The sequence below is a fragment of the Ruegeria sp. O6 genome, assembly GCF_056535045.1.
On sequence record NZ_JBQERM010000003.1, the window covers coordinates 140,731 to 154,998 of the forward strand.

Here is a 14,268-nt window from a genome sequence, read left to right on the forward strand (position 1 = left end):
CCGCACCCTGACCGGCAGAGAGAACCGAAAGGATTCGGGATGCGAAAGACAATGTTCAAGATGACGATGGGGCTTGGGATCATGGTTCTGGCGGCACAACAGGTACAGGCCCAGGGACAAAACTGCGCACCGCGAGAAGACGTGCTGACAAGATTGACTGACACTTATAACGAAACGCGCAGGGGCTATGGTCTGGCCCAGCAAGGCACGGTCATGGAGCTTTTCGCCTCAGCTCAAAGCGGCAGCTGGACCATCACGGTGACCTTGCCCAACGGGGTCACCTGCCTCGTCGCTTCGGGGCAAGCTTTTGAGGCTGTAGCCGAAGCGCTGCCCCCGAACGCCTGATCAGGTAAGTGCGTCCCAGATCAGTTTACTGCCTGTGAGGGTCAGCAGCACATAAGCAATTCCAAAGAACAGGCGTTCGGACAACATGAAATGTGCGCGGACGCCCAGCCACGCACCGAGAACAGCAAACGGTGTTAACAGCATATCGGCCCATGCCGTCTGCCACGTGAACATGCCCAGATAAGCGTAGGGTACAAACTTCGCGATATTAATCACCCAGAAAACCAATACCGTACTGGCTTGAAACTCGGTCTTTGTCAGCCGTTGGGACAACAGGTAAACGGCAGCTGGAGGGCCTCCGGCATGGCTGACGAAGCTGGTGAAGCCCGCGACCAGCCCTGCAAACAGGCCAGCGGAGGGTGGCAACCGTCTGGCAAACCCGCGCACCCAGCCTTTTGACTGTGCGATGTGCCAGATCACGAACCCGACCGAGATGCCGCCGATCAGCAGGCGCAGCAGGTCATCATCCGTTGAGCGGTAAAGCCATGCCCCCATTGCCACACCGGGTACAGCACCCAGGATCAGCAGGCGCGCATCCCTCCAGCTCCACCGCTTCCAATAAGGGCCCAAAGTGGCCACATCGATCACCATCAGAATCGGCAGCATCAGGGCCAGGGCCTGCCCGGGCGTTAGGATCAAGGCCAGAATCGATGATGACGCAAAAGCCACGCCCGAGCCGAAACCGCCCTTTGAGATACCCGCAAATATCACCGCTGGGATCGCCACTGCAAAAAACATCAGGTTTAATTCAAACATGCACCGGTCCCGGTTTTGGCTTGTCTCAAAGGCCCTTTAGCGCAACCACATGGGGTCTCGCAAACGGTATGCGGTTGTATGCCACGTCGCAGAACTCTTGCCTAATGCCGTTTTAGCGACTAGCACAGCCGCGATTTCAAAACCGACCGGAGATATTCCAAATGGCCAGACCCAAGATTGCGCTGATCGGCGCGGGGAACATCGGCGGCACGCTTGCGCATCTTGCAGCTGTCAAAGAACTGGGTGACGTTGTCCTGTTTGACATTGCTGACGGATTGCCACAGGGCAAGGCGCTCGACATCGCCGAATCCGGCCCGTCCGAAGGCTTTGACGCTTCGATGAAAGGCACCAGCGACTATGCCGATATCGCTGGCGCGGATGTCTGCATCGTGACCGCAGGCGTAGCCCGCAAACCGGGCATGAGCCGCGATGACCTGCTGGGCATCAACCTGAAAGTCATGAAGTCGGTCGGCGAAGGTATCGCAGCGCATGCGCCCGATGCGTTCGTGATCTGCATCACCAACCCTCTGGACGCCATGGTCTGGGCGCTGCGCGAATTCTCGGGCCTGCCGCACAACAAAGTCTGCGGCATGGCTGGCGTGCTGGACTCAGCACGTTTCGCGCATTTCCTGTCGGAAGAGTTCAACGTCTCGATGCGCGATGTAACCGCGTTCGTATTAGGCGGACATGGCGACACCATGGTGCCGTCGGTTCGTTATTCGACCGTTGCCGGTATCCCGCTGCCTGATCTGGTTGAAATGGGCTGGACCTCGCAAGAAAAGCTGGATGCCATCGTACAGCGCACCCGTGATGGTGGCGCGGAAATCGTAGGCCTGCTGAAAACCGGGTCGGCTTATTACGCGCCCGCCACTTCGGCGATCGAAATGGCCGAAGCCTATCTGAAAGACCAGAAGCGTGTTCTGCCTTGTGCGGCGTACTGCAGCGGTGAGTTGGGTGTTAACGGCCTTTATGTCGGGGTGCCGACTGTCATCGGCGCTGGTGGCGTCGAGCGCATCGTAAACATCAAGCTGAACGAAGACGAGCAAGCCGGTTTCGACAATTCGGTCAACGCCGTGAAAGGCCTGATCGAGGCATGCAAAGGCATCGACAGTTCACTGGCGTAAAACTGCCAGACAATTTGAATTTGAGGCCGGCCCAATTGTGGGCCGGTTTTCATTTGCCACCGCGGAACCCGGCCGCATATGTTGGCGCAAACGTCGCAAATCCCTTTTTTCGAATGTGATTTCAAAAAACTGTGCAGGATTATCGAATCAATTGATGACACTCGAGCTTTTGTGATCACACCCTAAAAACCCGTGATCACAAATGTTGAAAATCTTCGGCAATTTCCCGTCACAGATCAAAAAACCCTTTAAATTTACCCGCTAGACACGCCTATAACGGTTAAACGCAGTCAGACGGGACAATTTCGATGAACATTCACGAATATCAGGCCAAGGCTCTTCTTCGCAGCTACGGCGCTCCGGTCTCCGATGGTCGCGCCGTGCTGCGCGCCGAGGAAGCCAAAACCGCAGCCGGCGAACTGGATGGACCGCTTTGGGTCGTCAAGGCGCAGATACACGCGGGTGGCCGTGGCAAAGGATCCTTCAAAGAAGCCGACGCTGGTGAAAAAGGCGGTGTCCGTCTGACGAAATCGGTCGAGGAAGCGGCCGAAGAAGCCAAGAAGATGCTGGGTCGCACTCTGGTCACCCATCAGACGGGTCCGGCAGGCAAGCAGGTCAATCGCATCTATATCGAAGCCGGTTCCGGCATCGAGCGTGAACTGTACCTGGCCCTGCTGGTAGATCGTCAGACCAGCCGTATCTCGTTTGTCTGCTCGACGGAAGGCGGTATGGACATCGAAGAGGTTGCTGCCGCGACGCCCGAGAAAATCCTGTCCTTCTCGGTTGACCCGGCCACCGGTTACCAACCCTACCACGGCCGCCGCATTGCGTTTTCGCTGGGTTTGGAGGGCGCGCAGGTCAAGCAATGTGTCAGGCTTATGGGCATCCTCTACAAGGCCTTCGTCGAGAAGGATATGGAGATGCTGGAGATTAACCCACTGATCGTATCCGACAGTGGCGACCTGAAAGTGCTGGATGCCAAGGTTGGCTTTGACGGCAATGCGGTCTACCGCCACCCGGATATCGCCGAACTGCGCGACACGACCGAGGAAGATCCCAAGGAACTGGAAGCCAGCAAATACGACCTGAATTACATCGCACTGGATGGTGAGATCGGCTGCATGGTGAACGGTGCCGGTCTGGCGATGGCTACGATGGACATCATCAAACTGTATGGTGCCGAACCTGCCAACTTCCTCGACGTGGGTGGCGGTGCAACCAAAGAGAAGGTGACCGAGGCGTTCAAGATCATCACCTCGGACCCGCAGGTCAAAGGCATTCTGGTCAATATCTTCGGCGGCATCATGCGCTGTGACGTCATCGCCGAGGGCGTGGTGGCTGCGGTGAAAGAGGTCGGTCTGCAGGTTCCGCTTGTCGTGCGACTGGAAGGCACCAATGTCGAGAAAGGCAAAGAAATCATCAACAACTCGGGTCTGGACGTGATCGCGGCGGACAACCTGAAAGACGGTGCCGAGAAGATCGTCAAGGCGGTTAAGGGGTAAGCAAGTTGCTGTGGAGTGGGCTACAGGCCGACCCCACGGCAACTACAATCCAACTTTATCCATTTCACGCGGGAAATCGAAAGAAACAATCGATCTGATGTCCATCCCCATCTTCCTCATAGGTCTTGAACGCGCCACCGGGCGGGCGCGTTTGATGGCACAGGAGCTGCAAAAGGCAGGCCTGTCGGCGACGCGCGTCAACGCTGTTGATTGCGACGCCGCCACCCGTGAGGATTTTCTGCGTGAATGCCGGTCCGAGGGACCTTGGGGTTATTTCCATACCAAGGACATGGCCTGCACCCTAAGCCATGCCAGGGCGTGGGAGGCCGTTGTCGCCTCCGGTGCGGAACAGGCCTTGATACTTGAGGATGATGTTTTCCTGTCGCCAGAACTGGCGGATTGGTTGAACGATGCGTCCTGGTGGCCAGAGGATGCCGATATCGTGCGGTTCGAACGCTGGCGCAGTACAAAGCTTTACCTCGCTCTTGGGCGCAAGCGTGTGTCTCATCTGGGTCGGGAGCTGTGCCTGATGCGCTCGCGCCACCCTGGCGGTGCCGCATATGCGTTGACCCGGCAAGCGGCAGAACACTTTCTGGCGCAAAGGCCCTATGACATCACGCTGGATGGCCTGTTGTTCAACCCGTCAGCCTCGGCTGCGGCGCGTCGGGTCAATGTCTATCAGGTGGTTCCTGCGATGGTCGAGCAAGGCAACGAAGCGCCGGGCGAAATCCAGATGGGTTTCCCCCGCGCACGCCCTACGGGCTGGCCGCTGGTCCGACAAAATATCAGGCGCGGTATCGCCGAAATCAGCAGCGGCCTGCGCACGATGGCCAACCTGGTCCTTGGTCGCGCCACGCTTCAGAAAATTACCTATGCGCCGCAGGTTCTTCCAGCGGCAGAACCCCATCAATCCAACACCGCCTAGAGAAAGGGACAAAATGGCAGTCCTCATCGACGAAAACACTAAAGTGATCTGTCAGGGCTTTACCGGCTCGCAAGGTACATTCCACAGCGAACAGGCCATTGCCTATGGCACCAAGATGGTTGGCGGCGTAACCCCCGGCAAAGGCGGGATGGAGCATTTGGGCCTGCCCGTGTTCAACTCGGTCCACGAGGCCAAGCACGTGACCGAAGCCAACGCATCGGTGATCTACGTACCGCCCCCATTCGCGGCGGATTCGATCCTCGAAGCGATTGATGCCGAGATGGAAGTGATTGTCTGCATCACCGAAGGTATCCCGGTTCTGGACATGATGAAGGTGAAACGCGCGCTGGAAGGCAGCAAGTCGCGCCTGATTGGCCCGAACTGCCCCGGTGTCATCACGCCTGACGCCTGCAAGATCGGTATCATGCCCGGCCATATTCACAAACGCGGGAGCGTGGGTGTCGTTTCCCGCTCGGGTACGCTTACTTATGAAGCCGTGAAACAGACAACGGACGTAGGACTGGGCCAGTCCACCTGTGTGGGCATTGGCGGCGACCCGATCAAAGGGACTGAACATATCGACGTGCTGGAATGGTTCCTGGCAGATGACGAGACCACGTCGATCATCATGATTGGCGAGATCGGCGGCTCGGCCGAGGAAGAAGCCGCGCAGTTCCTGGCCGATGAGGCCAAGAAAGGCCGCAAGAAGCCGGTTGCAGGCTTCATCGCAGGCCGCACGGCCCCTCCGGGCCGCCGCATGGGCCACGCGGGCGCGATTGTCGCCGGTGGCAAAGGCGGTGCCGAGGACAAGATCGAAGCCATGCGCTCGGCCGGTATCGTCGTGGCCGAAAGCCCGGCGCAGTTGGGTGAGGCCGTGCTGGAAGCGATTGGGTAAATTGTGAACTGGGGCACAAAAATCCTTTTTGGCCTTGTGGCTGCCATCTCGGCAGCCACTACTGCCCCTGCTGTTGCCGACAGCTCGAGCTTCGCTTCTGATACCGTTGCGGCTTGCCAGTCCGCAATTGATCTAGCGACAGTGACCGATACCCTAATCGAGATTGGCTGGTCTCCGGTGGTCCCAGCGGAACTTGACGAACGCGCAATAAAGTCTTTTGCCGCAACGTTACTTGCAGAACAGTTTGGCTATGGTGACGTTGCCAATCCGCGCATAACAAGAACATGGGAACTTGCACTCAAGAATGCCGCCGGGACTCGTAATCTAAAGATTGTCGAAAGCACACAACAAAAAGATCGTTGGTTTGTTAAACTTCAAACCGGAAGCGTTTTGCGCATCGACAGTTATGTGCATGACACCTACGGCCATCTAAGTTGCGTGATTGCGCTCAAAAATGAAGAATCGCCAGTGACATTTGAGCGTTTGCTTGGGGACACAGGACGTGATCCTGCGACCTTGCCTCCAGTGCATCGTCTTCGATCGCAATCATATGAAAGAAACGGCCTAAAACGGGTTCTGAACGGTGCGGTCCTGAACACCGAGCGCATTTCCGCCGTGTCGGGCATTGACATTGATGTGTCCTCTGTTTTCTCAACTTATGTCACGAAACAGTCAGAGAACTAAGAATGACCTTCTCCGACGCCATACGCACCTGCTTCTCCAAGTTCTTCACTTTCTCGGGCCGTGCTTCGCGGCCCGAATACTGGTTCTTTTTCCTGTTCATCGTGATCTGGAACATCATTGCCGGGATCATCGACTGGCAGTTCTTCACGCAGGTCGCGGTGACGGAAACCGAAACCTCGAAATCCGTGTCGACCACGTCCTCGCAACCGGTGCAGGGCATCGTCAGCCTGATCGTCTTCTTTCCCCATCTGGCAGTTGCTTTCCGGCGGATGCATGATACCGGTCGCAGCGGGCTGTATGCTCTGCTGCCGATCCTGTTGATCCTTGGCGCCGGAGCCGTGCTCGTTTTCGGTATCGGCCTGGCCTCTCATTTCCAGCATGGTGGCAGGCTGGATATCCTGTTTACCCGCGCCACGTTGCTCATCGTTCTTCCGACACTACTGGTACTGGTCGTGTCGCCCCTCCTGGTTCTATGGTGGCTGACACGCCCCAGCCAGCCAGGCACCAATCAATACGGTCCCAACCCAACAGAGGTAGCCCTATGACCGAACATTCGCCCAATTCCGCCTTTCATGCCTCAAGCTTCATGCAGGGGCATAATGCCGAATATCTGGAGCAGCTTTATGCGCAATACACAAAGAACCCCGGTGCGGTGGATGCCGCATGGGGCGCGTTCTTTGATGCCATGGGCGATGATGCCCCCGATGTTCAACGCGAAGCCGAAGGTCCGTCCTGGGCGCGCACCGACTGGCCGCCGATGCCAGCAGACGACCTGACTGGTGCGCTGACTGGTGAATGGGCCGAGATTGACGCCAAAGCGGCGGGCAAGAAGATCAAGGACAAGGCGGCTGAAAAAGGGGCTGAGGTCAGCGACGATCAGATCAAACGCGCCGTGCTGGACAGTTTGCGAGCACTGATGCTGATCCGGGCCTACCGCATCCGGGGCCATCTGGCCGCGGATCTGGACCCGCTGGGTATGCGCGCTGCCAGCACCCATCCTGAGCTGGACCCGAAGACTTACGGTTTCACCGATGCCGACATGGATCGCCCGATCTTTATCGACAACGTGCTGGGATTACAGGTCGCTTCCATGCGGCAGATCGTTGAGATCGTGAAACGCACATATTGCGGCACCTTTGCGCTGCAGTACATGCATATCTCGAACCCGGAAGAGGCCGCGTGGCTGAAGGAGCGGATCGAGGGCTATGGCAAGGAAATCGCGTTCACCAAGGAAGGCCGCAAGGCGATCCTGAACAAGATGGTCGAGGCCGAGGGCTTTGAGAAGTTCCTGCACGTCAAGTACATGGGCACCAAGCGGTTCGGTCTGGACGGTGGCGAGGCGCTAATCCCGGCGATGGAACAGATCATCAAGCGTGGTGGCGCGCTTGGCCTCAGTGACATCGTCATCGGGATGCCGCACCGGGGTCGCCTGAACATTCTGGCCAACGTGATGGGCAAGCCTTATCGCGCGATTTTCAACGAATTCCAGGGCGGTAGCTTCAAGCCAGAGGACGTGGACGGCTCTGGCGATGTGAAATATCACCTCGGCGCCTCAAGCGATCGCGAATTCGATGGCAACAGTGTGCACCTGTCATTGACCGCCAACCCCTCTCACCTTGAGGCGGTAAACCCGGTAGTTCTGGGTAAGGTTCGCGCCAAGCAAGACCAACTGGGCGACACGGACCGTACCAGGGTCATGGCGATATTGCTGCACGGTGACGCGGCCTTTGCCGGTCAAGGTGTTGTGGCCGAGGGCTTTGGCCTATCCGGCCTGAAAGGGCACAGAACCGGCGGCACCATGCACATCGTGGTCAACAACCAGATCGGGTTCACTACCGCGCCGCATTTCAGCCGCTCGAGCCCCTATCCCACCGATATCGCGCTGATGGTCGAGGCCCCGATCTTCCATGTTAACGGCGACGACCCCGAGGCGGTAGTTCACGCCGCGAAGGTGGCGACCGAGTTCCGCCAGAAGTTCCATAAAGACGTGGTTCTGGACATCTTCTGCTATCGCCGGTTTGGCCATAACGAGGGCGATGAGCCCATGTTCACCAACCCGATCATGTACAAGAAGATCAAAACCCATAAGACAACGCTTTCCTTGTATACCGAGCGGCTGGTCAAGGACGGGCTGATCCCCGAGGGTGAGATCGAAGATATGAAGGCCGCTTTTCAGGCCCACCTGAACGACGAATTCGAGGCCGGGAAAGACTATAAACCCAACAAGGCCGACTGGCTGGATGGGCGCTGGTCGCATCTTGACAAGAACAAGGATGACTATGTCCGGGGTGAAACAGCGATCTCGGCAGAGACACTGGCAGAAATCGGAGCCGCGCTGACCAAGGCTCCTGGCGATTTCGCAATGCACAAAACCGTTGAGCGGTTGCTGGAACATAAGAAACAGATGTTCGAGACTGGTGCAGGCTTCGACTGGGCCACGGGCGAGGCACTGGCGTTTGGCTCGTTGCTGACCGAAGGATATCCCGTGCGTCTGGCCGGACAGGACGCAACACGGGGCACCTTCAGCCAGCGTCACTCTGGGTTTGTTCATCAGGAAACCGAAGAACGGTATTACCCGCTTAACAACATCCGTGCCGGGCAATCCCAATACGATGTCATCGACTCGATGCTGTCGGAATACGCGGTGCTGGGTTTCGAATACGGCTATTCGCTAGCAGAACCGAACGCTCTGGTTCTGTGGGAGGCGCAGTTCGGCGACTTTGCCAACGGTGCGCAGATCATGTTCGACCAGTTTATCAGCTCGGGCGAAAGCAAGTGGCTGCGGATGTCCGGTCTTGTCACATTGCTGCCGCATGGCTTTGAAGGGCAAGGCCCGGAACACTCGTCAGCGCGTCTGGAACGGTTCCTGCAAATGTGCGGTCAGGACAACTGGATCGTGGCGAACTGTACGACACCCGCGAACTATTTCCACATCCTGCGCCGTCAGTTGCACCGTACTTTCCGGAAACCGCTGATCCTGGTGACACCGAAGTCGCTGCTGCGTCACAAGCTGGCCGTCAGCACGGCGGACGACTTCACCACAGGCTCCAGCTTCCACCGGGTGCTGTGGGATGACGCGCAGAAGGGCAACTCTGACACCAAGCTGGTGGCCGATGACAAGATCAAGCGCGTCGTCATGTGTTCCGGCAAGGTCTATTTCGACCTGCTGGAGGAACGCGACGCGCGTGGCATCGATGACATCTACCTGATGCGGATCGAACAATTCTATCCGTTCCCGGCACATTCACTGATCAACGAACTCGAACGGTTCAAGAATGCCGAGATGGTCTGGTGTCAGGAAGAGCCCAAGAACCAGGGTGCGTGGACCTTTATCGAACCCAACATCGAATGGGTCCTGTCCCGTATCGATGCAAAACACACTCGCCCGACCTATGCCGGTCGCGCCACATCGGCCTCGCCCGCAACGGGGCTGGCCAGCCAACACAAAGCCCAACAAGAAGCGCTGGTTAACGAAGCGCTGAGCATTGAAGGAAAGTAAGCGATGACGATTGAAGTTCGTGTTCCCACGCTTGGCGAATCGGTCACCGAAGCCACAGTTGCAACCTGGTTCAAAAAGCCCGGTGATGCGGTCGCCATGGATGAGATGCTGTGTGAGCTGGAGACAGACAAGGTCACCGTCGAGGTTCCTTCTCCCGCAGCGGGTGTAATGGGTGAAATCGTGGCAGCCGAAGGCGAAACCGTCGGTGTTGACGCCTTGCTGGCAACGATTGCGGCGGGCGAAGGCGCAGCCCCGGCGCCAGCCGCAGCCCCGGCAGCGGCACCTGCCGCATCAGGTAGGTCGGTTGACGTGATGGTGCCGACACTTGGTGAGTCTGTGACGGAGGCAACCGTTTCGACCTGGTTCAAGAAGGTCGGCGACAACGTCGCGCAGGACGAGATGCTGTGCGAATTGGAAACCGATAAAGTCTCGGTTGAAGTTCCCGCACCGACTTCGGGTGTTCTTGCGGAAATCGTTGCTCCAGAAGGATCGACCGTGGATGCGGCTGCCAAGCTGGCCGTCATCTCCGGAGCTGCCGCTGGTGCAGCAGCCGCGCCGGCCCAGGCAGCGGCGGCGGCGCCCGCAGCAACAAGCACCGGAAAAGACGTCGCAAACGCACCGTCCGCCCAGAAAGCAATGGCCGAAGCCGGACTGTCGGCTGATCAGGTCACCGGAACAGGCCGCGACGGTCGCATCATGAAGGAAGACGTAGCCAAAGCCGTTGCAGCAGTTTCAGCCCCGGCACCTGCGGCGACTGCGCCCGCCCCTGTGGCCCAAGCCCCTCGCGCCCCTGTGGCTGCCGAGGACGAGGCCCGCGAAGAACGCGTGCGGATGACCCGCCTGCGCCAAACCATTGCCAAACGTCTCAAGGACGCACAAAACACCGCTGCGATCCTGACCACCTACAACGAGGTGGACATGACCGAGGTCATGGCCCTGCGCAATCAGTACAAAGACCAGTTCGAGAAGAAGCATGGCGTGCGTTTGGGCTTTATGTCCTTCTTCACCAAGGCATGCTGCCACGCGCTGAAAGAAGTGCCCGAGGTCAATGCCGAGATTGATGGAACCGACATCGTCTACAAGAACTTCGTGCATATGGGCGTCGCCGCCGGTACGCCGCAGGGTCTGGTCGTTCCCGTGATCCGTGATGCCGACAGCATGTCCTTTGCCGCGATCGAAAAAGCCATCGCCGAAAAGGGCAAGCGCGCCCGTGACGGCAAGCTGAGCATGGCTGAGATGCAGGGTGGCACCTTCACCATCTCGAATGGTGGTGTCTATGGTTCGCTGATGTCCTCGCCGATCCTGAACCCCCCTCAGTCGGGTATTCTGGGCATGCACAAGATCCAGGACCGCCCGATGGTCATCAATGGTGAGATCAAGATCCGCCCGATGATGTATCTGGCCCTGTCGTATGACCACCGGATCGTCGATGGCAAAGGTGCCGTTACCTTCCTCGTTCGTGTGAAAGAGGCGCTGGAAGACCCGCGCCGCCTGCTGATGGACCTGTAAGCATGGCAACACATGTACTTTGGCAAGCCGACGTGGCCGATTTCAACGCCTGGCTGAAAGTGTTCCGCGAGGACAAACCGATGCGCAAGGCCGCGGGTATCCGCGACCTGCACGTCTGGCGCGACCCCGACCAAAAAGACCACGCCATCGCGATGTTCGAGGTTACAAACCTGGACAAGGCCAAAGCCTTCTTTGGTTCTGAAGAATTGGCGATGCATCACGAGCGGGGCGGAATTGCCCATATCTCGATCAAGCTGCTGGAACCTGTTTGACAATGACTATTTCCGACCCGCCAAATCGGGTCGGGGAAGCGCCGGTACGTCCGGTCGATTTAGGAGAATGTAATGGCAAATTATGACGTCATCGTAATCGGCGCCGGACCCGGCGGCTATGTCTGCGCGATCCGCTGCGCTCAACTGGGTTTGAAAACAGCCGTGGTCGAAGGGCGCGAAACACTGGGCGGTACTTGCCTGAACGTGGGCTGCATTCCCTCCAAGGCGCTGCTGCATGCCAGCCATCAGCTGCACGAGGCCGAGCATAACTTTGCCAAGATGGGCCTGAAGGGCAAAGCGCCTTCAGTCGATTGGAAGCAGATGCAAGCCTACAAGGACGAGGTCATCGACGGCAACACCAAGGGCATCGAATTTCTGTTCAAGAAGAACAAGATTGACTGGCTGAAAGGCTGGGGATCAATCCCAGCCGCAGGTCAGGTCAAGGTGGGTGATGAGGTCCACGAGACCAAGAACATTATCATCGCCTCTGGATCGGAACCATCTTCCCTGCCCGGTGTTGAAGTTGATGAGAAGGTCGTCGTGACTTCGACCGGTGCTTTGTCGCTGAACAAGGTCCCGAAGAAAATGGTTGTGATCGGCGCGGGTGTGATCGGGCTGGAACTGGGATCGGTTTACAGCCGCCTGGGCGCCGAGGTGACGGTGATCGAGTTCCTCAAGGAGATCACGCCGGGCATGGACCCTGAGGTGCAAAAAACCTTCCAGCGCATTCTCAAGAAACAGGGCCTGACCTTTATCATGGGTGCAGCGGTGCAGAAAACCGAAGCGACCAAGACCAAGGCCAAAGTTACCTACAAGCTGCTCAAAGACGACAGTGAACATGTGATCGACGCCGACACTGTGCTGGTTGCCACAGGCCGCAAACCCTATTCGGATGGTCTGGGGCTGGACGCTTTGGGCGTCGAGATGACCCAACGTGGTCAGATCAAGGTTGGTGCCGACTGGCAGACCAACGTGCCGGGCATCTATGCAATTGGCGACGTGACCGAAGGCCCGATGCTGGCACACAAGGCCGAAGACGAAGGAATAGCCGCTGCCGAACAGGTTGCAGGCAAGCACGGTCATGTGAACTATGGCGTGATTCCGGGCGTGATCTACACTTGGCCAGAAGTCGCGAATGTTGGTGAAACCGAAGCGACGCTCAAGGAACAGGGTCGTGCCTATAAGGTCGGTAAGTTCATGTTCATGGGCAATGGGCGCGCCAAGGCGAATTTTGCGGCTGACGGGTTCGTCAAGATTCTGGCCGACAAGGAAACCGATCGCATCCTGGGTGCCCATATCATCGGCCCGGGCGCAGGTGATCTGATCCACGAGGTTTGTGTGGCGATGGAATTCGGTGCTTCTGCCGAGGATCTGGCGCTCACCTGCCACGCGCATCCGACGTATTCCGAAGCGGTTCGCGAGGCTGCCCTGGCCTGCGGAGACGGCCCGATCCACAGCTAACACCCCTGACCCCTGCGGCGATCAGCTTGCCGGGGTCAGCCATGCATCCAGATATGTTTCCAGTCTGTCTGTGAACGTTGTCGCTGAATGCAGCGCGCAATACTGTAAGGACATGGCCTGAATGGCAAAGGCCTGCACGCCTTCTGCCAACAGCTCGGATGGTACATCCTTGCGTACCTCTGCGGTTTCAAGCCACATCATCACGACCCGGAAATACCGTTCAAAACAATAGGCAATCGGCCCAATATCTGCGATTGCCGTTGCCCCCGAGTATCTGATCAACAGATCGAACACGTACCGTTCGGACGTCATGAATTCGTGGACCGGTTCCAGCGAAGCGATAATCTCTGGTACCGTTTTGGGTGGGGTACCGGATTGGGCCTGATCCAGGCAAGCATTCAGCTTGTCCGCTATCAAGATTTCCATCAGCGCATCCTTGTCGCGGAAGTGTGCAAAGAAGGTCCCCTTGGCAACACCCGCGGCCTTTACAACTTCATCCACCCGCAAGGCTTCATATCCGCCATGTCGGATAACCTCTTCCGCAGCTGACAGAAGCTTGGCGCGGGTCTTGATGGTACGTTTCTGGATCGTTTTTTGCATAACGCCCAATCGCACATTTTTTGACCGTGGTCAAATTTAATATTGACCGTGGTCATTTTTTGATTCTATAAACTGACCGTGGTCATTTTTAGGAGAACCCCGATGCACCCCAAGAAAATCCTCATCCTCGATGGACATCCGGCAGAAAGCAGCTTGTCACGCACATTCGCAGAAACCTATGGCGAGGCAGCCCGCAAAAACGGACATGATGTCCGAATAGTCCACCTGAGCGACCTGCAATTCGATTTTGATTTCGGTCAGGGCAACTATCACGACTTCAAGCCGCTTGAACCAGTTCTGGAACACGTGTTGCAGGACTTCGAATGGAGCGACCATCTGGTCCTGACCACACCTATGTGGTGGGGCGGGCTGCCTGCAAAACTCAAGGGATTGATTGACCGGATGTTCATACCGGGGCGGACATTCGACACCCGCAACACCACGATGGCTGGCCTGCCAGCCCCGATGCTGACCGGACGCACGGCACGCGTTATCCTGACCTCAGATACGCCGGGCTGGTTCATGCGCCTGATGTACAGGCAAGCGCTTATTCGACAGGTTCGGGGCCAGATCCTCGGTTTTGTTGGCTTCAAACCAACGCGATTCACTTACTTTGCAGGCGCAAGCTATCCCAAACCGGGCAGCGTTGATCGCTGGATCAAAAAAGTGTCCAGAATCGGAGCCGCCGCAGCTTGA

14 protein-coding genes are annotated in these 14,268 nt (G+C 57.6%); 12 read left to right on the top strand and 2 right to left on the bottom strand.

All coding sequences use genetic code 11. The features are described from left to right. Positions 1–39 precede the first annotated feature (39 nt). Positions 40–345, top strand: a complete 306-nt coding sequence (locus tag ACR0DY_RS05985; RefSeq protein ID WP_480545896.1) for a hypothetical protein — start codon at positions 40–42, stop codon at positions 343–345. Here ACR0DY_RS05985 and ACR0DY_RS05990 read toward each other — a convergent pair whose 3' ends face one another. After that, complete coding sequence (locus ACR0DY_RS05990) at positions 346–1,101, bottom strand: sulfite exporter TauE/SafE family protein (protein ID WP_267363195.1); 756 nt, start codon at positions 1,099–1,101, stop codon at positions 346–348. It abuts the gene before it with no gap. Between the two features lie 161 nt (positions 1,102–1,262). Here ACR0DY_RS05990 and mdh point away from each other — a divergent pair, with 161 nt between their 5' ends. The 10 genes from mdh (at position 1,263) to lpdA (ending at position 12,972) form a co-directional block, all read left to right on the top strand. Next, entirely contained in the window at positions 1,263–2,225 is a 963-nt protein-coding gene (gene mdh / locus ACR0DY_RS05995) for a malate dehydrogenase (RefSeq protein ID WP_267363196.1), read from the top strand. Positions 2,226–2,533: 308 nt separating this feature from the next. Beyond that, positions 2,534–3,727 carry an ADP-forming succinate--CoA ligase subunit beta gene (gene sucC, locus ACR0DY_RS06000; RefSeq protein ID WP_267363198.1) on the top strand — a complete coding sequence of 398 codons (1,194 nt, stop codon included), beginning with the start codon at positions 2,534–2,536 and terminating at the stop codon, positions 3,725–3,727. 97 nt (positions 3,728–3,824) lie between these two features. Further along, positions 3,825–4,652: a glycosyltransferase family 25 protein gene (locus ACR0DY_RS06005; RefSeq protein ID WP_480545895.1), complete on the top strand. Its 828-nt coding sequence runs from the start codon at positions 3,825–3,827 to the stop codon at positions 4,650–4,652. 13 nt (positions 4,653–4,665) lie between these two features. Beyond that, positions 4,666–5,547, top strand: a complete 882-nt coding sequence (gene sucD, locus ACR0DY_RS06010) for a succinate--CoA ligase subunit alpha (protein WP_209506539.1) — start codon at positions 4,666–4,668, stop codon at positions 5,545–5,547. 3 nt (positions 5,548–5,550) lie between these two features. Then, positions 5,551–6,231: a hypothetical protein gene (locus tag ACR0DY_RS06015; protein WP_480483141.1), complete on the top strand. Its 681-nt coding sequence runs from the start codon at positions 5,551–5,553 to the stop codon at positions 6,229–6,231. A gap of 2 nt (positions 6,232–6,233) precedes the next feature. After that, positions 6,234–6,776, top strand: a complete 543-nt coding sequence (locus ACR0DY_RS06020) for a DUF805 domain-containing protein (RefSeq protein ID WP_480483139.1) — start codon at positions 6,234–6,236, stop codon at positions 6,774–6,776. Continuing rightward, positions 6,773–9,730 carry a 2-oxoglutarate dehydrogenase E1 component gene (locus ACR0DY_RS06025; protein WP_480483137.1) on the top strand — a complete coding sequence of 986 codons (2,958 nt, stop codon included), beginning with the start codon at positions 6,773–6,775 and terminating at the stop codon, positions 9,728–9,730. Before ACR0DY_RS06020 ends, ACR0DY_RS06025 begins: the two co-directional genes overlap by 4 nt. A gap of 3 nt (positions 9,731–9,733) precedes the next feature. Continuing rightward, positions 9,734–11,239, top strand: coding sequence for a 2-oxoglutarate dehydrogenase complex dihydrolipoyllysine-residue succinyltransferase (gene odhB, locus ACR0DY_RS06030; RefSeq protein ID WP_480486645.1), 1,506 nt, complete (start codon positions 9,734–9,736; stop codon positions 11,237–11,239). A gap of 2 nt (positions 11,240–11,241) precedes the next feature. Next, positions 11,242–11,511, top strand: coding sequence for a hypothetical protein (locus ACR0DY_RS06035; protein WP_480483134.1), 270 nt, complete (start codon positions 11,242–11,244; stop codon positions 11,509–11,511). 72 nt (positions 11,512–11,583) lie between these two features. Further along, positions 11,584–12,972 carry a dihydrolipoyl dehydrogenase gene (gene lpdA, locus ACR0DY_RS06040; RefSeq protein WP_480483132.1) on the top strand — a complete coding sequence of 463 codons (1,389 nt, stop codon included), beginning with the start codon at positions 11,584–11,586 and terminating at the stop codon, positions 12,970–12,972. A gap of 21 nt (positions 12,973–12,993) precedes the next feature. On the opposite strand, the gene ACR0DY_RS06045 is transcribed toward lpdA, so the two are convergent. Beyond that, positions 12,994–13,572, bottom strand: coding sequence for a TetR/AcrR family transcriptional regulator (locus ACR0DY_RS06045; RefSeq protein WP_480483131.1), 579 nt, complete (start codon positions 13,570–13,572; stop codon positions 12,994–12,996). Between the two features lie 102 nt (positions 13,573–13,674). Between ACR0DY_RS06045 and ACR0DY_RS06050 the strand changes: the two genes are divergently transcribed. Continuing rightward, positions 13,675–14,268, top strand: coding sequence for an NAD(P)H-dependent oxidoreductase (locus ACR0DY_RS06050; protein ID WP_480483129.1), 594 nt, complete (start codon positions 13,675–13,677; stop codon positions 14,266–14,268).

Coding starts and splice junctions, on each gene's coding strand:
- ACR0DY_RS05985 (WP_480545896.1), top strand. CDS start 40: ATGCGAAAGACAATGTTCAAGATGACGATGGGGCTTGGGATCATGGTT.
- ACR0DY_RS05990 (WP_267363195.1), bottom strand. CDS start 1,101: ATGTTTGAATTAAACCTGATGTTTTTTGCAGTGGCGATCCCAGCGGTG.
- mdh (WP_267363196.1), top strand. CDS start 1,263: ATGGCCAGACCCAAGATTGCGCTGATCGGCGCGGGGAACATCGGCGGC.
- sucC (WP_267363198.1), top strand. CDS start 2,534: ATGAACATTCACGAATATCAGGCCAAGGCTCTTCTTCGCAGCTACGGC.
- ACR0DY_RS06005 (WP_480545895.1), top strand. CDS start 3,825: ATGTCCATCCCCATCTTCCTCATAGGTCTTGAACGCGCCACCGGGCGG.
- sucD (WP_209506539.1), top strand. CDS start 4,666: ATGGCAGTCCTCATCGACGAAAACACTAAAGTGATCTGTCAGGGCTTT.
- ACR0DY_RS06020 (WP_480483139.1), top strand. CDS start 6,234: ATGACCTTCTCCGACGCCATACGCACCTGCTTCTCCAAGTTCTTCACT.
- ACR0DY_RS06025 (WP_480483137.1), top strand. CDS start 6,773: ATGACCGAACATTCGCCCAATTCCGCCTTTCATGCCTCAAGCTTCATG.
- odhB (WP_480486645.1), top strand. CDS start 9,734: ATGACGATTGAAGTTCGTGTTCCCACGCTTGGCGAATCGGTCACCGAA.
- ACR0DY_RS06035 (WP_480483134.1), top strand. CDS start 11,242: ATGGCAACACATGTACTTTGGCAAGCCGACGTGGCCGATTTCAACGCC.
- lpdA (WP_480483132.1), top strand. CDS start 11,584: ATGGCAAATTATGACGTCATCGTAATCGGCGCCGGACCCGGCGGCTAT.
- ACR0DY_RS06045 (WP_480483131.1), bottom strand. CDS start 13,572: ATGCAAAAAACGATCCAGAAACGTACCATCAAGACCCGCGCCAAGCTT.
- ACR0DY_RS06050 (WP_480483129.1), top strand. CDS start 13,675: ATGCACCCCAAGAAAATCCTCATCCTCGATGGACATCCGGCAGAAAGC.